We start from the raw sequence: 19,699 nt of genomic DNA on the forward strand, positions 1-19,699 counted from the left end.
CTGTTACAGCACCCCGTAGCCGATGATCCCCGAGTGGCCCGTGCTGACATTACGCGCGGCGACCTCTCCGTGAATGAACTCGTTGCCGCCGACGGTGGTCAAAGCCCCATCGTCGTTGCGGACGACGATGCTGGTGTGCTGGGTGAACTTGCTCCCTGGGGCATACAGGACCACATCACCAGCTTTCGGCTCGTAACCTGACTCGCGCGACTCGAAGCGGCCTTCCGCCCGGTAATACTCCTCGAGCGTGTACACGCCAGGGATTCGCCACCACCCAGAGTTCGGGTTCGCCAGCGGCATCCCAGCTTCGCGCATCACCCAGCTCACGAAGTTCGCGCACCAGGCCTCGTCCGCGCCTTCTGAGTACTTCTCCCCCGGCGGATTCTCTGCGAACTCCGTACGAAGCACCTCGATCACCGCGGCCTGCCGTTCGTCGAGTTCAGTGACCTCGACAGCGGGGAACGTGCGGGGACGCACCATGTGCCACAGGTCAAAGTAGGCAGCAACCACCCAGACCAGGCCGATGATGAACACGAGAGATGCCACCAGGAGCATTGCGACACGGTTTCGGCGCGGACGACGTGCAGCATGTTCATTCTGATCCCCTGGCATCGTCTGCACACCGCAAGTTTAGCTGCGTGCCCGCCTGTGGTTAGTAACGTGAGATCACCCCACTTTCGAAGGAGGCCGTCACATGTATGCCGTGGTGCGACTCAATCATTTCGACACCGAGAAACTCACCGCCCACTCCACCGACGTCGCGGAATTCGACCGAATCCACGCCGAGCAGCCCGGGTTCATCGGCAGCCTCATCGTTGATCTCGGTGACGGCAAACAAGCCACCGTCAATCTGTGGGATAAGGAAGAAAGCGCGAAAACCGCGCTGCCGCGGATCGGGCCGGTGGTTGGACAGCTGCTCAATCCACTCATGGCAGCGCCCTCTGAACTGCTCGGCACTGGGCCCGTCATCAAGGGCGCTGACCTCGTCGAGAGCTGACTCACCTCGCGTCCCGAAAGGACTCGATGACAGTCACCTCACTCGGACTGCCCTCGCCCGGCAGCCCTGGGGTGCTGTAGCCGGGCCATTCGCCACCCGTCGCGACAAGCCACACACCAAGAGCGGTGCCGACGAATACTCCGGCTCCGATGCTCACCCTCCGAAGCCGCCGCCAAGTTATCTCGCACCAACGCATAACTAGAACTGACGCAGCGAAGCGCGCTGTGGTTCCATCAGCTGTCACCGCGTCGTGTGCACAAACTCGCAGAAATCTGTCGCGCGGACCGCGAGTTTGTGCACACGACTGAGTCAGATTGGAGCACCGGCCGCGCGCAGAGTGCTGATGATCTGGTTCAGCAACGCTTCCGGCTCACGGCTCAGCTCACTGAGCACACGGATTGTCCGCCAGTCCGCCTGCATATAAGCGCTCGCGCGCAGCGCGTCCCGCCGTGCCTGCACCGGATCATTGAAATGATGTGCACCCTCGTATTCGAGGGCGACTTTCCACTCTGGCGACGCCAGATCAGCACGCCCAATGAACCTGCCCCCACGATCACGGACCACATACTGTGTGACTGGTCGGGGCAGTCCAGCATCGAGAACCAGCAGCCTCAAAAGAGTCTCGCGCGGCGACTCCGCACCGGCATCTGACAACTCCATCACACGTCGCAGCTTCCGGATCCCCTTGTAACCGGGCCGCATGTCAGCCCATTCACGCAGGCTATCTGGGGAAAGCCCAGTGGCCTGGTAAAGCGCATCCATCAAGATGACCGCGTTAGCCTCGGGAAGCCATTTGACACGCCAAATCGCTGCGGCCGAAATACCCGACAGGATGCAGTTCCCGTCCGACCACACCCAGGCCGCGCGCGCTTTCACTGCGGGAGTCACCAGCACCGATCTGTCGACATACACGCCGTCGAGCAATCGCCGGTACTTCCGGCCAGCGGCGTAGATCGGGACGGCGCGACGGGCAGGCTTGAACGGTGAGCGAGTCTCGAAATCTGCCACGCGGCCCGCGAGTTTGTGCTCACGACGCGAGGTCAGTCGTCGTTCCGTCTGGCCAACCATTGACGGAACCGGCCTGGGGCCCCGCTCGCGGCGTGCGTGGTCGACTTGATCGCTTCGACCGCCTCGCGCACGGCAGCTTTGACCGCCGTCGCGACGACGGAGCCAGTGAGGACGTCGCGCGCAACCATCCCGGCGACCGGACGCACACCGCTGCGCACCACGTCGGCAACTGCATGCGCTGCCGCCTCGCTCAAAAGCTCCTCAATTTCGGCGCGGGACTTGCCGTTCGCTTCGATGATGTCACCGATGGTGGTCACCACGGAGTTGCTCATCGCGACGGGGATGTCGACAATGACATCGCCTGTGACCGTCCGGACGATTTCGCCGCGAGCCTGCTCTGCGGCCCGCCCCAGGATTGGCGCGACGACGATTGCCGCGGCCCGCCTCGCCGTCAGGGAAACCGCTTTGACGAAGAAGCGCTGTGCGCCGGTGGTCACCGGGTTACCGGTAGCGAATGTTACTGCGTCAGTAATACTCTCGTGCCCTCCGCCCACGGTGGTGGCACCGTGGAGCGCACCGGCTTTCACGACCTCGAACGCTGCATTCACGCCCGCTTCGACGAGCATTGGGATCGCCACGTCCACAGCCGCGTCGAGCGCGGCGTCAACAACCACACTGAGGGCCGCGTGGGTTGCGTCATTGACGAGCGCGGCACCTATTGTTTCCTTCGCCGCCCTATCGACGCGCCGCGTGACAGGACTCGCTGCCGCAAGCCCAGCTACGTCTCTTACCAAGCTGCCCATCGGCGTCCCCGACGCGAAGTAGGTCGCCTTCGTGGCCGCGCGGCCCACTGGACTCGCGACAGTGATGGCCGATGCCCGCACCGAGGTAGAGAAGACTGGGCTGTCGATCACCATGCTCGCGACTTCTTCAGCGATGCTCGACGCGGTTGCGGAAACTGCGTCTGCTGCGGCGTTCTCAGCAGCCCGGCGGACCGGTTCGAATGCCTTGTCGATTGCGCGGGCTGCGGCCTCACGCCCGAACGCATGCGGGTCGGGTGCGGGCTCAGGCTTCCTGCGCCTCACCGGGTTGGCTCCACGCTACAAGGCCGCGCGCCGCACGGTGCTTGGCATCTCGGCCTGCCGGTCTCCATAAGCGGATGATAGTTGTTGACATGCAAAACATGTGGAGAATCCGCAGCTAGGAGTATCGAATGACCTCCAATTCGCCAGACCGCGCGACGAGTTTCGGCCAGGCAGCAGCAGAATACGACCGTGCACGGCCTACTTATCCGCTGGAACTCCTCGCTCGGGTGCTGCCCACGACCGGGGGCCGCGTTATCGACTGCGGCGCGGGGACGGGGTTGCTCACACGAGCTCTCATCGAACTCGGTCACGATGTCGCCGCTGTCGATCCCGATGCTCTTATGCTGCAGCGACTTCGGGCCGAATCTCCAGGTCTCCCTGCTTTTCAGGGGACCGGTGAGTCGATGCCTCTTCCCGATTCCGCCGCGCGCGCACTGTTATTCGGGCAGGCGTGGCACTGGGTCGACCCTGTGGCCGCGTCACAAGAAGCGGACCGTGTCCTCGCACCAGACGGCCTCCTGATTCTGATCTGGAATATCCGAAACGAGGACGTCGAGTGGGTACGCAAGCTGACGGCGATCATCGGGCACAGCCCGGCGGAAGAATTGATCCTCACATCCGAACCGGAGGTCGCCGCCCCGTTCCAGCTCGACCGGCTTGAGACGTGGGATTGGGAACGGCCGCTCACACCTGAGACGTTGCGCGAACTGGCGCGCAGCCGCAGCCCCTATCTGACCGCGTCTCCGGCGGAGCGACGCCGGGTTGATGAAGCGCTGGAACGGCTCCTCGCCGACGACGCGACGCTTCGAGACCGAGCGACCTTCACGTTGCCGTACCGGACGTATGCGTTCTGCTATTCGCGTCCGCAGTGATGGCGAGGTAGACGGTGTTTGCTGACTGGCCGCCCTGAAGTGGGTTGGGGAACTCGACGACACGAGCGTCAGCACTTGCGAACACTGCGCTGAGGCGCGTGATGAACCGATCATCGGGGGCGTCGTTGGACCACAGGGCGAAGACCCCGCCGGGCTGTATGTGGGTGGCGAGCTGACGCAGCCCGTCCACCGAATAGAACGCGGCATTCTTCGGGTGCAGCACATGCTTCGGCGAATGGTCGATATCAACGATGACCGCATCGAATCGCTGGTCCGGCCGCTGCGGATCCAGCGAACTGGTTCCGTTCAGTTCGAAAAAGTCGGCGCACACGAATCGGCAGCGCGAGTCGGCCATCAGTGTGCGGCCTGCGGGGATCAAGCCTTCTTCGTGCCACGAAATCACTTCCGCGAGTGCATCAATCACGATAAGTGAGTCGACTCGTGGGTCGTCGAGCACTGTGAGCGCGGTGTAGCCGAGCCCCAGCCCGCCGACCGCGACGTGCAGGTGCGCGCCGTCCAGATGTGTGAGCGCGATCCGGGCGAGATCTTCCTCAGCGACGGTGAACAAACTGGACATCAGATAGTCGTCGTCGAGCTTCACCTCATAGACGTCCTTCTGCACGGCCGGGTCCCACCGCCGCCGCAGGCTGACCTCACCAATAGCCGTTTGCTTGTGCGCCAGCTCTTCGAATCGCATCTCCCTGACTCTACGACGTGAACCGGTCACGGGCCTCGCGGGCCGATTTCTGACCGCCCACCTTGGCGCGACAACTTTCGGAACTGTCGCGCAGAGGTGGGCGGGAAGTAACCCTCGTCTGGCGTCAGTTAGCAGCGAGTCCCGGCATTGTCACGACTTGCGCCGCGAAGGACAGCCCCGCCCCGAACGCGATGAGTAATGCGAGCGATCCCTCACCGACCTCGCCGTCCTTCAGCAGAGTTTCCATCGCGAGGGGCACCGACGCGGCGGAGGTGTTGCCGGAATCGACGATGTCGCGGGCAATCGCCACATGTTCAGGGATCTTCAGGCTCCGCGACATCGTTTCGGTGATCCGCATGTTCGCCTGGTGCGGGATGAACGCATCAAGGTCGTCAATCGTGACGCCCGCCTTTTCGAGCGCTTTCCGCGCAACCGGGGCCATAGTGAACGGAGCCCACCGGAACACGGCAGTGCCCTCCATCTTCACAACAGGACGCGGTATCGAGGAGTCTGCGCGGAACTCACCCCAGCTTGGCTCCTGCCGAATCGCCTGATACTGCGATCCATCCGAGCCCCACACGACGGGACCGATGCCTGTGGTTTCCGAGGGTCCTACGATCACCGCGCCCGCGCCGTCAGCGAAAATGAACGCCGTAGATCTATCCGTGGGGTCCATGTTTTCACTGAGTTTCTCCACACCGACGACGAGGACATGCCCGGCGCTTCCCGCGCGCACCATGTCTGACGCGAGGGACAGGGCGTGGCAGAACCCGGCACAGCCCGCCGACACATCGAAGCCCGCTGCCCCCCTCATCCCCAGCTGGTAGGCGATCTGTGGCGCCGCGGCCGGTGTCTGATACAGGTATGTGGAGGTCGCGACGATAACGCAGTCGACATCGCCCGCTTCGATCCCACTCGAGCGGATCGCCTGCTCCGCGGCGGCGACGGACATGGAGATCACTGTTTCGTCTTCGCCTGCGAACCGGCGGTTGCGGATCCCGGACCGCGTCTGGATCCATTCATCTGACGAGTCGATCGCGCCGACGATGTCAGCGTTGGGCACCACGCGCTGCGGACGGTACACGCCCAGCCCAAGTATTCGTGTATGAGCCGCGCCATTAATGGCTCTGATCTGAGGTGGCATTCAACCTACTTCCCGCTGTTTGCGGATATTGTCCAGGTTTTGATGCCAGGATCGCGGAATCGCCACACCCGGTGTCTACGCCTCCGAAAGTTACCGAGCCGTCGGTGGAGTTGCGGCGGCATAGTTCGGTGTCAGCGCTGACTGTACACAGCGCCACCCGTCCGCACGCCGAACGAAGGCTTCGCTGACCCATTCGTCGGCGCTGAAGGGTTCACCCTGCCATTCGCCTTTGTTCGTGCCGTGCGCAAGGACGAGCGCGATGTCGCCGAACCGTCGGACGTCGAGGATCTCGAATGTCATCTCCGAATGGGTCAGTTCGCCGGACCGCACGACCGCGAGAAAATCCGAGAGGCGTGACGGTCCGCCTTCGGGGCCCACAATCACCCAGTCAGGTTCCGCGAACGACGCGATCGCGTCGGCATCGTTCGCAACGATCGCTGCGGCCCAGCGGTCGAGAAGGTCGTGAAACTCAGCGTGCTCTGATGTGTCGTCCATTTCTTAAGGATCACTCGTTGGCGGTGACGGATTCTTGAACCTTTGGAACCGACTCCGCCCTCGGCTCACGCGGCGTGCACCCCGCGAGTTCCAGACATTCGCGGGTGAAGTGCGCCTGGTCGGCAAAACCAGCGTGTTGCGCGATGTCGGCGAGAGGTGTTCCTGGCTGCGACCGCAATTCGCGTTGTGCCGCATCGAATCGGACAACACGGCTGGCGAGCTTCGGCCCCAGGCCGAACTCCGAACGAAACAGCCTCGTAAGGTGCTGGCGTGAATACCCCGTGTGCTCAGCGAGCGCGGCGACCCGCACCTGCCCCGCGGACCCGACGATGCCGCGCCAGCACGCCGCCAGTTCCGGCGCGACGTGCCGAGCCGTCATCATCCGGGTAAGGACGTCATCGCAAACGTGAAAACGGTCACTCCAGGTTGGGGCGTACTGCAGCCGATCCCACAGCTCTTCGCCGCGCCGGCCGACGACATCACCGAACTCGAATGAGAGATCCCACAGTTCCCGGGCGGGCATCCCGAACAACGCGCGGCAGCCGAGCGGCGTCAGTTCGATCGCCACACCCTCCTGGCGGCCGTCATGCGAGATAACCGCAGATGAAGCCTGCAAACCGCTAAGGACACACCGGTAACGGTCCGGCCGCTGAACGGGACTGGTCTGCTCCACCACAACGATCGGCGAACCAATGCTGACAATGAAGGTCATGTGACTCGAGGGCAGGCCACGATGCAGTGCCGGAGCGAATCCTGACATCCGGTAACCGAGGTAACCATCTATGAGTCCGCGCAACGCCAATGGCGGCTCGCGCACCACGAGATCCAGCTCAGGATTACCCGGGATCACGAGTACCAGTATATTTCTCTCCCAGAGACCCCCAGAACAACTGTCTAGCACCATCCACAAGATATGTTGGATATCTGCACGCAAGGCGAAGGAGCCGAGATCCATGGTCAGCATTGCCTCCACTAAGGGCTACCAGAATGTGTCGATGCTCGGCATCGGTGCGTACCGTCCGCAGAGACTCGTCAGTAACGACGAGGTGTGTGAGGTCCTCGACTCCTCCGACGAATGGATCTTCGAACGCAGCGGCATTCGCAACCGTCGCTTCGTCAGCGGCGATGAGACGCCGCGTTCTATGGCTGTCGCAGCAGCCGACCGCGCGATCACGAGCAGCGGAATCGACAGGGCCGAGATTGGCGCAGTCATCCTCGCCACATCGACGTGGAAAACCCTCACCCCGCACGGCGCTCCGACGGTTGCGTACGACCTAGGCATCAATGGTGTCGCGGCATTCGATGTGTGTGCTGGTTGCGCCGGCTTCGGCTACGCACTTTCGGTAGCGGCGGACCAGGTTCGCGCAGGTTCCGCGAAGTACGTTCTCGTGATCGGCCTGGAAACGATGTCACTGGGACTCGATCCCACAGACCGCGGCACCGCGTTCATCTTCGGTGACGGCGCTGGCGCCGTCATCGTGGGCCCGAGCGAGGAGAACGGTATCTCGCCGACGGTGTGGGGCAGCGATGGCGAGAACGCGAGCGCGATCGCACAGCAGTACGACCTCGTTGAATATATGGATCGGGCGAACTCTCTCCAGGGCACCGATCCGGAGGTAGAGCAGGTCGGACGCCTGGCAATCAGGATGGAGGGCCCGCGTGTTTTCCGCTGGGCTGCTATCACGTTGCCGAAGGCGCTGTCGAGCGTTCTCGAGCAGTCGGGTGTCTCGACCGACGACATCGACGTGTTCATTCCGCACCAGGCGAATTCACGCATCAACGACCTGATGAAGAAGAACCTGGGCCTCGCTGAGAACGTGCCGGTCGCGAACGATATCGAGAACACCGGCAACACGTCGGCCGCTTCGATCCCGCTCGCGATCGAAGAAATGCTCGTGAGCGGCAAGGCGCAGGGCGGGCAGATTGCGCTGCTGCTCGGCTTTGGTGCTGGCCTGAGTTACGCCGGGCAGGTTGTGAAGCTTCCGCCCGCCCCAGTCGAGCCCAGCTTCTCACCCGCTTGATCGGTGCTGCCCGCCCCGCTGTCACTCTGATTCTGACGGCGGGCGCGGCACACGTGGGAGCGCAAAAGTGGCATGCCCTTCGTGGTCGAGATACGCGGGTGTGCACAGTCCGTCAATGATGATCTGCCGGGCCTGATAGAGGCAGTCCGCGACTTCGTCACGCGGGAGCCGAAACGCATCGCCCAGAAGGCTCAGCGCCACCACTCCGTTCCAGGATCCCAGCAGAAACCGTGCGAAGTATGCACTGTCCACACGCTTGGCCTGCCCCGCATCGATTGCCGCCTCGATGCGGTTCTCCAGGTAGCTCAGTAGTTCTTCGATACGCTGCTTCATCCGCAGCGCAACGTCATCCTGGCTCGGCATCGGGAAGCCTGACGTCATGAAGCGCACAAGAAACGGGTAATCGAGCAGCAGATTCAGATACGCGCTCCCTGTCGCGACTACCTGTTCAATCGGCACGTCGCTCGCCGAGTAGGCCACCTCGAGATAGTCGTGGATCCTGTCGAATACACGTTCCGCAGTGGCGAGAACCAGACCGTCCTTGTTGCCGAAGTGCGTGTAGACAGACCCCACTGAGACGTCCGCGGCCTCCGCGATCTGTTCGATCCGCACCGTGTCGTATCCGTCTGCGGTGAACATCTGCTCTGCGACATCCAGCATGGCCTCGCGGTTGCGCGCGCGCCGTCGACTGACGCGCGAACCTTCACGCGCAGTCACGTCTTCGTCCGCCGTATCAGCCGGTCTCGCCATAGACAACAGCGTAATAGGTCACACCGCCCTTCCACGATCGGCAAGAATGAACTAAATTCATTCTTGAATCTACCTATAAATTGGCATCAGGATGCCCCCGCGAACGTGAGACCGGACGGGCACGCCAGCGTCGGCAGGAGCGATACGTGAAGAACAAACAGGTCCGCACAGCGGCGTGGATCGGGCTTGCAGTCCTCTGCGTGGTGTACGGCCCGATGGCGATCGAATACATGATGCGCTTCTTCTTCCCGAGCGCGCCGTCGTTGTGGGACGGCACTTTCGCGGCGGTCGTGGGCGATAGGATCGTCTACGGCGAGGGGTCTATTCACACTGATCAGCACGCTGCCTACGAGAACAGCCTTGGCTGGTTACTCGTCCACACAGTGTTGGGCGGCCTCGCTATCCTGCTCGGCATCACCCAGTTCTCCCAACGATTTCGTACGCGGTACCTGCGGATTCACCGGAGAATCGGGCGAGCGCAGGTGACGATCGTGATCATTTCTATGATCGGTGCGATCGGCTATCTGGTTCGGACCGGGCCTGAAGGTACATTCTCCGGACCAGCGTTCTATCTGCAGCTATGGGCTTTGGCACTTGCTACGCTCGCGACGTCCATTCTCGCGGTCGTTGCGATCGTTCGCGGGCATGTGCGGACACATCAAGCGCTCATGGCTGTCAACTTCGCGCTCCTGCTGTCGGCGCCGCTGCTGCGTATTGGATACTTGCTCTTCGGGCTCGCGTGGCCAGACATGACGCACTCCGTCATCAACGTCGCGAGCGGCGAAGTTGTACCGATTGTCCTTTTCCTCGGCGCTGTTTTCGCGATCCGGGCCGCCGACACGCGCCGAGTGTCAATTGTCAACCAGCCAATCGTCGTGCCTCCGTGGGTCAGCCGCACCATCTACGCGACCTCAGCGGTTGCGCTCATCTCACTCGGTGCGGCAGTGAGTGTCTACATCGGCGGAATCGATCGACTCCTGGCTGCGCATCTCGTCGCGTACCTCATCGCGCTGGTAGTCGTCGCCGCAATGCGACGGCAGGCTTTACGCGACGGCGACCTCCTCGGCGCGGCAGAATGGCGGGTGATCCACCTTGGCCTCGCTGCCGGCCCGGCCGCATTCGGAATCCTCTGGGCTGTTTACGCGATTCCGTTCTCCACCTCAGAGGCTTTCTACGGCGCTACTCTCACCGGAGTCGCCGTGACGCTCTTCGCCGCGTATGGGGTGGTCGCGTGGAACCGGCGAGTGATCAAGCCCGCAAATACGGGTTCTGCTGCCCGACAGCCTGTGATGCGACCGTAAGCGCGGCTGGGTGGCTGTGCGCGCGAGCACGGGCGTCATACAGACCGGCGACGAGTTCTCGTTCGAGTTTGGCGTAGTCGTCGCCGATCGCCCCGCGGGACTGACGGTCGTAGAGGATCGCCAGTTCGGTGATGACGGCGTGATAGTCCTTCACGCCTTTCGCAGCGTCCGCGCCCTGACGCTGCTGGACCGCAGCGCGCCAGCGGCCCCGGCTGGTCAGGCAGGCAAGTGGAGCCACTTCCCCGGGATGGATGAGCCCAGTGGACACCATGCGTGGCAGTTGTTGCGCAACAACGCGCTGCAGACGCTTCCGCTGCCAGGTCACGATCACGATCGCGCCGATAAACACGGGCACCATGATGAGGGCGTACACGATGAGGAATCCGGCACCGTCGAGCACCAGGATGGACCCGTTCCACAAGCCGTGCATCGCTATCGCGAGCGCCAGGCCGCATGCCGGCGCGAGGGCTTTGACCAGCGGCCTGGAGCTTTGCACCGCGAGCCCCAGTCCCACGCCGAACATGATCGTGAACAGCGGATGGGCAAACGGGCTGATCAGGCACCGCAGAACGAACACGAAGAGCCCACCGGCGAGGCCACCTTCTTCGAGTGCCGCGCCGAGATAGAAAATGTTCTCCATGAAGGCAAAACCCAGACCCACCAGTCCGGCGTACACAATCCCGTCCACTACGCCGTCTATCTCACGCCTCCGGAACCAGAACAGCCACAGCAGGAACAGGCCTTTGCAGATTTCCTCCACCACCGGTGCCGTCACAGCCAGCCCCAGCGCATGCGTGTTCTCCGTGGCGAGTAGCCGCGACCACGTGATGTTCAGGACGAGACTGCCGATTAAGGCGGTGACGACCGCGATGCTCGCGCCCCAGAGGAACGCGGCGAGCAGCAGCCTTCCGGGCTCTGGCTCCCAGCGGTCGATCCACAAGAACAGCATCGCGATGGGAATCACCGGTGCAAACGCGAGGAGCGTCGCAACAAGTCCAATAGCGATCCCGGTGCTCAGCGAAAACACTGCGACAAGGCCGACCGCGACCACCGCCATGATGACGATGACAGCGATGGGCACCAGCGCTCTGCGGTTGTGCTCCACCGACCACGGCACGTGCTGCGAACTCTGCATCGCCCCGTCCCCCGTTCGTTGTAGACCTGACGGAAGCACAGTACTGAGAATCCAGCACTGCCGCCATTGATACGCGGAGGCGCTGTGCTCTATACGAAACGCATCTACAAGCGCAGCGGATTTCTCACCAAATCTGGCCGCAGCATTCCGCTAATTCGCGTGAACGACGTATCGTTCAAAGCGTCGTTGTGGGAGCGCATCATGCGGTACGGCACGCTGACCATTCAGTCGGCTTCCGAACAGGGCAAGATGACGTTGCGGCACGTTCCGGACCCGGAAGGGCTCAAGGCACGCATCTACCGGGCTGTCTACGATGAACAACGCCGTCGCGACGACGACCGCCGGGCTTAGCAGAACAACTCGGGAAAGAAGCGACCGTTGCTAGACGCTCTCCGCTCTGCTGCACAAGCAGTGCGCAACCTCGTGAGCCGGTCCCTCGATAACCTCGAGTCACCGCGCGGCGGATTCGACAGCACGCACCCGTGGTTCCTGACGGATCGAGAACGCGACAACCCGGCGACCACCCTCACTTCGTGGACATCCGGGAACGCGGTGCTCCCTCTGCCCCACGGGCACACGTATTTCGAACGTCTCGCGCACGCTTTAGATGCTGTCCGTGTCGGCGATCTTGTGCTTTTCACGGACTGGCGCGGAGATCCCGAGCAACTCCTTACCGACGACGGCCTCACCATCGTCGACGCGCTCGTTGGCGCCGCACATCGCGGAGCGATCGTCCGCGGTCTCATGTGGCGCTCGCACATGGACAGCATGGGATTCCACGGCCCGCAGAACCGCGAACTCGTCGAGAAGGTCAACGCCGCAGGCGGTGAAGTGGTCCTCGATCAGCGTGTGCTCGCGTTCGGCAGTCATCACCAGAAATTCGTGGTGATCAGATACTGTTCGCCCGAACTTGATGATGTCGCGTTCGTTGGCGGGATTGACCTTGCTCGCAGCCGCCGCGACGACGCCGACCACCACGGGGACCCTATCTCCCGCCCGTTCCCCGCCGAATACGGCGATACCCCGCCGTGGCACGACGTGCAGGTCGAGCTTCGTGGTCCAGCGGTCGTCGACGTTGAGACGATCTTCCGGGAACGCTGGGACGATCCCGCCGCGCTGTCCCGGCTGCCGTGGCAGGCGATTCCGGACATCGTCCGGCCGCGAGTACCGCGCGAGCCGTCCGTGATCCCGTCGTTTCCGGATTCCTCGCCGCGCCGCGGTACCTGTGACGTTCAGCTGCTGCGCACCTATCCGCGACGGAAGCCGGCGTATCCGTTCGCGCCGCAGGGGGAACGCAGCGTCGCACGGGCGTATGCGAAGGCTTTACATCGCGCGCGTTCGCTGATTTACATCGAGGATCAGTACTTGTGGTCGCTCGACGTTGCGCGCGTTTTCGCGCACGCGCTCCGAGAGCATCCCACGCTGCGCATGATGGTGGTTGTGCCGCGATACCTCGACGAAGAAGGTGTGCTCACGATCCCGTCCGCGCTGCTCGGCCATGCCGAGGCGCTTGAGGAGTTGCGCTCCGCCGGACCCGACCGCGTTGCGGTGTACAATATCGAAAACCGCTCTGCTGTACCGGTTTATGTGCACGCTAAGGTGTGCATCATTGATGACGTGTGGGCGACAGTCGGCAGCGACAACTTCAATCGCCGCTCATGGACGCACGATTCGGAGCTGACCGCGGCGATTCTCGACACTCAGCGTGACGATCGTGCGCCGATTGATCCCGCTGGCCTCGGCGACGGCGCCCGCATGTTTGCCCGGAATCTGCGCCTTTCGCTAGCGCGGGAACACTTGGACCGGGACGAAGCTGACGTCGCTGACCTGTTTGACCCCGCTGAATTTTTCACAGCTTTCCAGACGAGCGCCCAGAAGCTCGAGGACTGGCACAGGGGCGGCCAGCGTGGGCCGCGCCCACCGGGCAGGCTGCGGCCACACTCGGTCGACTCGTCACCTAGCTGGCAGCGCGTGATGGCGTCGCCGATCTACCGCAATGTGGTGGACCCAGACGGCCGTCCGTTCAAGATGCGCCTGACGAAGCGGTTCTAGCGGTTTCTGTATTCGGCGACCGCTTGTTCCGTCTCTGAGTAAACGAGGTCGGCGTTGATCTGTGCGGCTGCCGCTGCCCCCGCAGCCGCAGCCGCACCGACCTGAGCCGCAAGGTCAGTGACGTTGCCAGCGACCCACACCCCCGGCACCTCAGTGCGGCCTGTCGCGTCAGCCGGGATGTACTCGCCTACGCCGGACGGGTGTTCTTGCGGCCGCAGACCCAGCGAGTCGAGGAAGCCCGCCCGCGCCACCATGCGCGTCGCGACCACGACGACCTGACGCTTGATGACTGTGCCCTCTTCGATACGTACACCCGTTAGCGTGTCGTCGATAATCTCGAGTCCGCTGACGTTTTCTGGAACCGTCGCGATGCCGCGGGCGGCGAGCTGCTCGGCCTGGTCGTCGGGCAGTTTCGTACCGTTGAGGAAGAAGGTTACGTCGTCGCTCAGTTGACGGAAAAGCAGCGCCTGGTGCATCGACATCGGACCTGTCGCGAGAATACCGATCGCTTGATCCCGCACTTCCCAGCCGTGGCAGTACGGGCAATGGATGACGTCCCGGCCCCAGCGCTCACGCAATCCGGGGACGTCAGGAAGTTCATCGATCAGCCCTGTCGTCACGAGGACGCGACTGGCGCGGACTGACCTGCCGTCTAATAGCTCGACAACGAAGTCGTCCTGGTTGCGCGCAACATTTGAAACCGAGGCCGTGACGACGGCACCTCCATACTGCTGCACTTCCGCGCGGCCTCGCGTCAGCAGGTCAGCGGGCGGCATTCCTTCACGCCCCAGCAGTCCATGGACGCCGTCAGCTGGCGCATTACGCGGCTCCCCCGCGTCGAAAACCACAACGGAACGCCGTGCCCGCGCGAGCATGAGCGCGCCGTTAAGTCCGGCAGCTCCACCACCGATGATTGCCGCGTCGTAGCGGTCCAGCAACTGATCAGCCATCACTACCTCCCCGAATTGGTTACGTAGAAATTCTGCGGGGCGCGTAACGATAATGGCAAGGATAATTGCTGATATGGCAAACTGTGGGACATGGATCTTGGTAACGCACTCGACCGTGTCGGGCCCCACTTGCGTTCGCTGCGACAACAGCGGGAGACAACGCTGGCCGACCTGTCGGAGGCAACGGGAATCTCGGTGAGCACGCTGTCCCGGCTCGAATCTGGGACACGGCGGCCGACTCTGGAACTGCTGTTACCGCTCGCGCGGGCATATGGCGTCACTCTGGACGAACTGGTCGACGCTCCCACAACAGGAGACCCTCGAATCCACATGCGCCCCATCACCCATCACGGCAAGACGATGATTCCGCTGACGCGTCGAGCGGGCGGCATTCAGGCGTACAAGCTGGTGATCCCTCCAGATGAGGGCGCGGAGCCCGTAATGCAAACCCATGAGGGTTATGAGTGGATGTACGTGCTCAACGGACGGCTGCGTGTGCTGCTCGGTGAGCATGACGTTGTGATGTCACCCGGCGAGGCTGCAGAATTCGACACGCGAGTGCCGCACTGGTTCGGCGCGGCCGGGAAAGAACCGGTTGAAATCCTCAGCCTCTTCGGCAAGCAAGGCGAGCGCGCCCATTTGCGCACCCGCCCCGCCGCCGCCACCACCGAGAATCCATCAGCGCAGGTCAACAAAACTGGGTGATTTTCGGGGGTTTCGTTGACGTGCGCAGATGGATTTGGCGTAGGGGGTCAGCCGAAGATACGGTCGAGAACAGTGCGAGCGTAGGAGGAGCCTTCGCGGTTGCTCATCCAGTTCCTGCGGTTGTGGTGCTTCTTCTCTTCTTCGGTGTGCTCCTCCTGGTATTCCTCATAGTCCGTGTCGTAATTCTCTTCGTGGTACTCGGGAATGGTCACCGGATTCGGATATACCGGGATCGTGAGGAAGTCATACGTGTCTGTGCACGAGGCCGTGAAGTAGTAGGTGTAACCGGGCTGACCTTGAATGACGGTGCTGCCGCTCTTGCTAGGGATGTCGATGTCGACGAGTTGGCTGAACGGGCTGCCATTCGAGGGATTGACGAATACCTGGCAGGTGATTTCGGTTGCATATTGGTAGTCGCTGACAACGTCGGTGAAGTAGATGGTGATGTAATGGCCATCTACCGTTGCGGCTGCGTTGCCGGAAATTATGTCGGCGTTCGCTGCGGTGCCGCCCGCGAGGATGGCGATGCTCGCGGCAGCGGCGACACTCGCAGCGGTAGCGCGTTTGATGGTGGGTGCAGGCATCAGCAGGGTTCTCCTGAGGTTTCTTCGGTGGCCAGTTGCTCTCTTTCGTCCTCTAATAATGGGCGTGGTGGGGCCCGGCGGACAGTGACCTCAGGGGTGGTTACCGCCCACCCAGAGAGCAACCGCCCAAACCGAATCCATCTGCGGAGGTCATCTAAACACGCGAAAATCACCCAGTTTCCGTGACTTGCGCTGCTGGATTTGGCTCAGGTGGGGTCGCGTTTAGCGCGGCTCGGCGCGACCCGCGGCGGCTCATTCGGCATCTTCGGGTAAACCGGCGGCCACGGCGCATCCATAAGGCCATCGGCCATGTCTCGTTCTGACATTTCGAGCAGCGGTTCAAGGGATTGCGGGGCATTCGGCTTGCCCACCCACGGGTCACCATGTGCTGCAACAAGTTCAGGGACAGTAGCCAACGTCAAGACATCCGGTTCGACAGCGTCCAGTTCTGCCCAGCTGATCGGTGTTGACACTTGCGCCCCAACCCTGGGACGCACGCACCACGCACCGAAAACAGTCTTGTGCGGGGCATTCTGGTTGAAGTCGACGAACACCCGTGAGCCGCGTTCTTCCTTCCACCACTGTGCGGTGATGAGATCGGCGTGGCGCCGCTCAAGCTCCCGCGCAAGCGCGACCGCAGCGGCACGCACCTGATAGCCGTCCCATCGGGGCTCGACGTGCACATAGATATGTAACCCACGCGAGCCGGACGTCTTGATGTAGGACTGGATTCCCATCTCCGCCAGGAGTTCACGCGTACAGACCGCTGCCTCTCGCACGTTCGCGAACGTCACGCCCGGCGAAGGGTCGAGGTCGATGCGCAGCTCGTCGGTCACCTCGGGAGTATCGGCTTGATACGGCCAGACATGAAACCCGATGCAGCCCAGATTGACTCCCCACAGGATGTGAGCGAGGTCTTTCGCGACAAGCGCGTCGGACGTCGTCCCGTTGGGTGTCGAGACGACAGTGGTCTCGAGCCAGCTCGGAGCGTTCTTCGGAACTCGCTTCTGAAAGAACGACTTACCGCCCGCACCGTCCGGATACCGTTCCATCAGCAACGGCCGGCCACCCAGTGCCACGAGCAGCGGTCCGGCGACACTTTCGTAATACAGCGCGACGTCCCGCTTGGTCCAGCCGTGCTTGGGGAAGTACACCTTGTCCGGATTCGACAGCGTGACCTCGACACCGGCAGCGTCGATGATCATGACGGCACAGCGAAAATCTCTGCGAGCTCGGCTGGCGCTACTTCGTCCAGCTGAGCGTAGGTGCACGACTCGGGTGTCCGATCTGAACGGAACCGGACGAGACGCCCGCCGTGGCGGAAACGGCCGCTTTGTACATGCTCGTATCTCACTTCCGCGACGAGTTCGGTGCGCAACGGTTCCCAGGAAAGATCCTTCCCAGCACTCCACCTGCTCTGACCACCTGGCATGCGTCCTGTAGCGGCGGCTTGCGCGTCGGCCCACTCACGCCACGGATGGTTTTCGAGGGCGCCTTCGCGCAGCGGCGCCAACTCGTCCACGAGAGAGCGTCGCCGCACCGCGGTGAAACTACTAGCGACGCCGACATGGTGCAGCGTCCCTGCATCATCAAACAGTCCGAGGAGAAGCGACCCCACTCCCTCGCCGTCCTTGTGCCAGCGGAACCCTGCTACCACGCAGTCAGCGGAACGCTCATGCTTGACCTTGATCATCGTGCGCTTGTTCTGTTCATACGGCAGCGACGCACTTTTCACCATGACACCGTCGAATCCTGCGCCTTCGAACCGAGTAAACCAGTCTTGCGCTACTGCGACGTCTGAAGTCATTGGCGTCAGGTGGATGTGAGGTCCGGTCGTGACTGCGGCGGCGAGGTGACGGCGCCGCGTATCGAACGGCTGCGTCGTCAGGTCGTCGTCACCGAGCGCAAGCATGTCGAACGCAACAAAGCTTGATGGCGTCTCTCCCGCGAGCTTCGTCACCCGAGACGCGGCGGGGTGGAGCCGGAGTTGCAGCAGATCGAAGTCGAGTCCGCGGTCCGTCACGATCACGATCTCCCCGTCGATGACGCATCGCTGCGGCACCGCATGACGCAGCACATCAACGAGTTCCGGAAAGTAGCGGGTGAGCGGCCGGTCGTTGCGTGAGCCCAGTTCGATGTCGTCACCGTCGCGAAAGACTATGCACCGGAATCCATCCCATTTAGGTTCGTAGCACAAACCGTCGGCGCGTGGCAGTTCGGCCGCGGCTTTGGCCAGCATGGGCCGCACCGGCGGCATCACAGGTAGCTGCACACACCGATCGTAAGTCGCCGCGCATCGCCCCGCTGTGAAGTTCAGCGAGCCGACACCGCCGGTTTGCGGACAACCTGGCCAAGGTGGTCTACCGGCTCGAGCGAACTCATGATGTGTTCCAGGTGCGGGCCGATCGAGGCGCGCCCCCAATCGAAAGTCTCACTCATATGCGCCGGAGTGGGAACAAGGTTGAGCGGTGACGGCACGGGAGTCATGGGCACTACGAGATCCGCGAACGGCCGATTACGTGTGACCTGCGGGTGCAGTGCTTGCGCCAGCGGTTGCATCCACAGATGCGCCGCATCAAACGTGGGGCGAAAGCAATCGAACGCGACGATCAGGGCATTGCGGGTCCCGATCACACCGTCCCTCAGGCGCCGAAATGCGAGTTCGATGGGAACGTTTGCTACGACGCCGCCGTCGACCATCGCGAAGATCCCGCGCTCCGCGCAAATCCGCGAGCAAAGCTCATCCATGCGCGCGTCGTCATGGATGTCGTAGTGGAGGATCCCGGGTACCGCGGCTGAGAAGCCGACGGCGTCGCGTACCTCGAATCCTGCACTGAGCTCATCCGCCCCGAGCAGCACCGCTTTCACGATCCGCTGGTCGAAGAAGGCCAGCAACTCCCAGAAGCAATGTGCGGTGTTCAAGAATCCCAGCCGACGGTGCTCCCGGGCAGCATCGTGGTCATGAAACCGCGCGGGCAGGTGCCGCTGCGCAGATTTGCGCACCCCGCCGACGAGCACCTCGAACGGTATCTCGGTGTCACCGAGCACCAGCCGCTCGCCCTGTTCGTTGCGGAAGATCCGGTCGAGCGGGTCCGTGAAACGCAACGAGACCAGACCCGGCAGGCCGAACTTGTGAGCAATTTCGGTGTGGTGGATCATTTGCTCGCGCCGCAGACTGTGGCCGATTTCCTCGTAGCGATCCCATTGGGGCTCACGCAGGCGTGTCCGGAACGCCCCGAGGATCGAGCCAATCGAGTTGCCCAGCAGGTATCGAGGGTAGAGACGCAGTGCGTCCAGCGACTGCCACGCGCCGATGTACGGGAAGCCGGAACCGCCCCCGCCCCCGGCAACGATCGCCAGGCTGCGCCGTCCGGCCTCCGCATCGAGCTCGTCTGGGGCGAGCTGACTGGAGTGGTGTTCGATAAGACGTTCACGCGTCGCAGTCAGGGCAACTTCGTCGAGAATCGCGCGGCCCGCCCTGAGTGCCTCAGCTGGATCCTGGACCCCGAGCGCCCGCTCTGCAACGTCCAGCACATGCGTGCGGAAGCCTTCCATCTCGTCCCACAGGTCTACCTCCCTACGACGCTTGAGGCGTGCTCCCCGAAACGCAGCGCCAGGCTGGAAGCGGCGCAACCGGGCGAAGCCAAGCAGGTATCGGAGGCGGCGGACGTCCCGCGGGGATACCGCCTCGGGAGCGGACCTCGAGTGCTCTAACAGCGTTCGTTCGAGGCGCCTCAGCCGGAGGACGGGATCGGACGCAGCCGGATGCTCATGATGATGGGGGTACCGAACTCCGTCCGCGTGAGGGTCGAAGTCCGCGCCGTCGTCTGCGAGGCCGTAGATGTCGTCATCCGGTTCTCGCATGGACAGATTCTAGGCGTTCGATCGATCTGGTCGAATCAC

At 62.8% G+C, this 19,699-nt stretch carries 22 protein-coding genes; 7 read left to right on the forward strand and 15 right to left on the reverse strand.

Annotated features, from left to right (window positions below; translation table 11 throughout):
* Positions 1-3: 3 nt before the first annotated feature.
* Positions 4-612 (reverse strand): CHAP domain-containing protein, encoded by a 609-nt coding sequence (locus tag AS9A_RS13945; RefSeq protein WP_013807693.1) that lies wholly within the window; start codon positions 610-612, stop codon positions 4-6.
* Positions 613-694: 82 nt separating this feature from the next.
* Between AS9A_RS13945 and AS9A_RS13950 the strand changes: the two genes are divergently transcribed.
* A complete protein-coding gene (locus AS9A_RS13950) occupies positions 695-997 on the forward strand; it encodes a hypothetical protein (RefSeq protein ID WP_013807694.1) in 303 nt (100 codons plus the stop codon).
* Between the two features lies 1 nt (position 998).
* Here the strand turns inward: AS9A_RS13950 and AS9A_RS24155 are convergent, their stop codons facing one another.
* From AS9A_RS24155 to AS9A_RS13960, 3 genes are all read right to left on the reverse strand, one after another.
* Positions 999-1,154 carry a hypothetical protein gene (locus AS9A_RS24155; protein WP_013807695.1) on the reverse strand — a complete coding sequence of 52 codons (156 nt, stop codon included), beginning with the start codon at positions 1,152-1,154 and terminating at the stop codon, positions 999-1,001.
* Positions 1,155-1,306: 152 nt separating this feature from the next.
* A complete protein-coding gene (locus AS9A_RS13955; RefSeq protein ID WP_013807696.1) occupies positions 1,307-2,065 on the reverse strand; it encodes a hypothetical protein in 759 nt (252 codons plus the stop codon).
* Entirely contained in the window at positions 2,038-3,090 is a 1,053-nt protein-coding gene (locus AS9A_RS13960; RefSeq protein ID WP_013807697.1) for a hypothetical protein, read from the reverse strand. Before AS9A_RS13960 ends, AS9A_RS13955 begins: the two co-directional genes overlap by 28 nt.
* A 128-nt stretch (positions 3,091-3,218) precedes the next feature.
* Here AS9A_RS13960 and AS9A_RS13965 point away from each other — a divergent pair, with 128 nt between their 5' ends.
* The gene (locus AS9A_RS13965) at positions 3,219-3,962 is read left to right on the forward strand and encodes a class I SAM-dependent methyltransferase (RefSeq protein ID WP_013807699.1); all 744 of its coding nucleotides are present in this window, start codon (positions 3,219-3,221) and stop codon (positions 3,960-3,962) included.
* Here AS9A_RS13965 and AS9A_RS13970 read toward each other — a convergent pair.
* From AS9A_RS13970 to AS9A_RS13985, 4 genes are all read right to left on the reverse strand, one after another.
* Positions 3,913-4,659 carry a spermidine synthase family protein gene (locus AS9A_RS13970; protein ID WP_013807700.1) on the reverse strand — a complete coding sequence of 249 codons (747 nt, stop codon included), beginning with the start codon at positions 4,657-4,659 and terminating at the stop codon, positions 3,913-3,915. The genes AS9A_RS13965 and AS9A_RS13970 overlap by 50 nt on opposite strands.
* Before the next feature lie 124 nt (positions 4,660-4,783).
* Positions 4,784-5,803, reverse strand: coding sequence for a beta-ketoacyl-ACP synthase III (locus AS9A_RS13975; RefSeq protein WP_013807701.1), 1,020 nt, complete (start codon positions 5,801-5,803; stop codon positions 4,784-4,786).
* Positions 5,804-5,893: 90 nt separating this feature from the next.
* A complete protein-coding gene (locus AS9A_RS13980) occupies positions 5,894-6,298 on the reverse strand; it encodes a nuclear transport factor 2 family protein (protein WP_013807702.1) in 405 nt (134 codons plus the stop codon).
* Between the two features lie 10 nt (positions 6,299-6,308).
* Entirely contained in the window at positions 6,309-7,148 is an 840-nt protein-coding gene (locus tag AS9A_RS13985; protein WP_013807703.1) for a helix-turn-helix transcriptional regulator, read from the reverse strand.
* Positions 7,149-7,251: 103 nt separating this feature from the next.
* Here AS9A_RS13985 and AS9A_RS13990 point away from each other — a divergent pair, with 103 nt between their 5' ends.
* Positions 7,252-8,319, forward strand: a complete 1,068-nt coding sequence (locus AS9A_RS13990) for a beta-ketoacyl-ACP synthase III (protein ID WP_013807704.1) — start codon at positions 7,252-7,254, stop codon at positions 8,317-8,319.
* Positions 8,320-8,340: 21 nt separating this feature from the next.
* On the opposite strand, the gene AS9A_RS13995 is transcribed toward AS9A_RS13990, so the two are convergent.
* Positions 8,341-9,069 carry a TetR/AcrR family transcriptional regulator gene (locus AS9A_RS13995; protein ID WP_049793735.1) on the reverse strand — a complete coding sequence of 243 codons (729 nt, stop codon included), beginning with the start codon at positions 9,067-9,069 and terminating at the stop codon, positions 8,341-8,343.
* 146 nt (positions 9,070-9,215) lie between these two features.
* Between AS9A_RS13995 and AS9A_RS22790 the strand changes: the two genes are divergently transcribed.
* Positions 9,216-10,370 (forward strand): DUF2306 domain-containing protein, encoded by a 1,155-nt coding sequence (locus AS9A_RS22790; RefSeq protein ID WP_049793736.1) that lies wholly within the window; start codon positions 9,216-9,218, stop codon positions 10,368-10,370.
* Here the strand turns inward: AS9A_RS22790 and AS9A_RS14005 are convergent.
* Positions 10,318-11,505 carry a PrsW family intramembrane metalloprotease gene (locus AS9A_RS14005; protein WP_013807706.1) on the reverse strand — a complete coding sequence of 396 codons (1,188 nt, stop codon included), beginning with the start codon at positions 11,503-11,505 and terminating at the stop codon, positions 10,318-10,320. The genes AS9A_RS22790 and AS9A_RS14005 overlap by 53 nt on opposite strands.
* An 84-nt stretch (positions 11,506-11,589) precedes the next feature.
* Between AS9A_RS14005 and AS9A_RS14010 the strand changes: the two genes are divergently transcribed.
* Positions 11,590-11,856, forward strand: a complete 267-nt coding sequence (locus AS9A_RS14010; RefSeq protein WP_013807707.1) for a PH domain-containing protein — start codon at positions 11,590-11,592, stop codon at positions 11,854-11,856.
* 27 nt (positions 11,857-11,883) lie between these two features.
* A complete protein-coding gene (locus tag AS9A_RS14015) occupies positions 11,884-13,557 on the forward strand; it encodes a phospholipase D family protein (RefSeq protein WP_013807708.1) in 1,674 nt (557 codons plus the stop codon).
* Here the strand turns inward: AS9A_RS14015 and AS9A_RS14020 are convergent.
* Complete coding sequence (locus tag AS9A_RS14020; RefSeq protein ID WP_013807709.1) at positions 13,554-14,507, reverse strand: NAD(P)/FAD-dependent oxidoreductase; 954 nt, start codon at positions 14,505-14,507, stop codon at positions 13,554-13,556. The genes AS9A_RS14015 and AS9A_RS14020 overlap by 4 nt on opposite strands.
* Positions 14,508-14,597: 90 nt before the next feature.
* Between AS9A_RS14020 and AS9A_RS14025 the strand changes: the two genes are divergently transcribed.
* Positions 14,598-15,212, forward strand: coding sequence for a helix-turn-helix domain-containing protein (locus tag AS9A_RS14025; RefSeq protein ID WP_013807710.1), 615 nt, complete (start codon positions 14,598-14,600; stop codon positions 15,210-15,212).
* Between the two features lie 47 nt (positions 15,213-15,259).
* Here the strand turns inward: AS9A_RS14025 and AS9A_RS14030 are convergent, their stop codons facing one another.
* The 4 genes from AS9A_RS14030 to AS9A_RS14045 form a co-directional block, all read right to left on the reverse strand.
* A complete protein-coding gene (locus tag AS9A_RS14030; RefSeq protein WP_013807711.1) occupies positions 15,260-15,796 on the reverse strand; it encodes a hypothetical protein in 537 nt (178 codons plus the stop codon).
* Positions 15,797-16,002: 206 nt separating this feature from the next.
* Complete coding sequence (ligD, locus tag AS9A_RS14035; protein WP_013807712.1) at positions 16,003-17,001, reverse strand: non-homologous end-joining DNA ligase; 999 nt, start codon at positions 16,999-17,001, stop codon at positions 16,003-16,005.
* Entirely contained in the window at positions 16,998-18,068 is a 1,071-nt protein-coding gene (locus AS9A_RS14040; RefSeq protein WP_202798171.1) for an ATP-dependent DNA ligase, read from the reverse strand. Before AS9A_RS14040 ends, ligD begins: the two co-directional genes overlap by 4 nt.
* A gap of 41 nt (positions 18,069-18,109) precedes the next feature.
* Positions 18,110-19,660 (reverse strand): patatin-like phospholipase family protein, encoded by a 1,551-nt coding sequence (locus tag AS9A_RS14045; protein WP_049793737.1) that lies wholly within the window; start codon positions 19,658-19,660, stop codon positions 18,110-18,112.
* Positions 19,661-19,699: the final 39 nt, after the last annotated feature.

Source organism: Hoyosella subflava DQS3-9A1 (assembly GCF_000214175.1).
Lineage (GTDB): Bacteria > Actinomycetota > Actinomycetes > Mycobacteriales > Mycobacteriaceae > Hoyosella > Hoyosella subflava.

Excerpts from the sequence above, each read along its gene's own strand:
- AS9A_RS13955 (WP_013807696.1), bottom strand. The coding sequence starts at position 2,065 with ATGGTTGGCCAGACGGAACGACGACTGACCTCGCGTCGTGAGCACAAA.
- AS9A_RS14020 (WP_013807709.1), bottom strand. The coding sequence starts at position 14,507 with ATGGCTGATCAGTTGCTGGACCGCTACGACGCGGCAATCATCGGTGGT.
- AS9A_RS13995 (WP_049793735.1), bottom strand. The coding sequence starts at position 9,069 with ATGGCGAGACCGGCTGATACGGCGGACGAAGACGTGACTGCGCGTGAA.
- AS9A_RS13975 (WP_013807701.1), bottom strand. The coding sequence starts at position 5,803 with ATGCCACCTCAGATCAGAGCCATTAATGGCGCGGCTCATACACGAATA.
- AS9A_RS14045 (WP_049793737.1), bottom strand. The coding sequence starts at position 19,660 with ATGCGAGAACCGGATGACGACATCTACGGCCTCGCAGACGACGGCGCG.
- AS9A_RS13990 (WP_013807704.1), top strand. The coding sequence starts at position 7,252 with ATGGTCAGCATTGCCTCCACTAAGGGCTACCAGAATGTGTCGATGCTC.
- ligD (WP_013807712.1), bottom strand. The coding sequence starts at position 17,001 with ATGATCATCGACGCTGCCGGTGTCGAGGTCACGCTGTCGAATCCGGAC.
- AS9A_RS13980 (WP_013807702.1), bottom strand. The coding sequence starts at position 6,298 with ATGGACGACACATCAGAGCACGCTGAGTTTCACGACCTTCTCGACCGC.
- AS9A_RS13965 (WP_013807699.1), top strand. The coding sequence starts at position 3,219 with ATGACCTCCAATTCGCCAGACCGCGCGACGAGTTTCGGCCAGGCAGCA.
- AS9A_RS13970 (WP_013807700.1), bottom strand. The coding sequence starts at position 4,659 with ATGCGATTCGAAGAGCTGGCGCACAAGCAAACGGCTATTGGTGAGGTC.
- AS9A_RS13950 (WP_013807694.1), top strand. The coding sequence starts at position 695 with ATGTATGCCGTGGTGCGACTCAATCATTTCGACACCGAGAAACTCACC.
- AS9A_RS13945 (WP_013807693.1), bottom strand. The coding sequence starts at position 612 with ATGCCAGGGGATCAGAATGAACATGCTGCACGTCGTCCGCGCCGAAAC.
- AS9A_RS14005 (WP_013807706.1), bottom strand. The coding sequence starts at position 11,505 with ATGCAGAGTTCGCAGCACGTGCCGTGGTCGGTGGAGCACAACCGCAGA.
- AS9A_RS14025 (WP_013807710.1), top strand. The coding sequence starts at position 14,598 with ATGGATCTTGGTAACGCACTCGACCGTGTCGGGCCCCACTTGCGTTCG.
- AS9A_RS14030 (WP_013807711.1), bottom strand. The coding sequence starts at position 15,796 with ATGCCTGCACCCACCATCAAACGCGCTACCGCTGCGAGTGTCGCCGCT.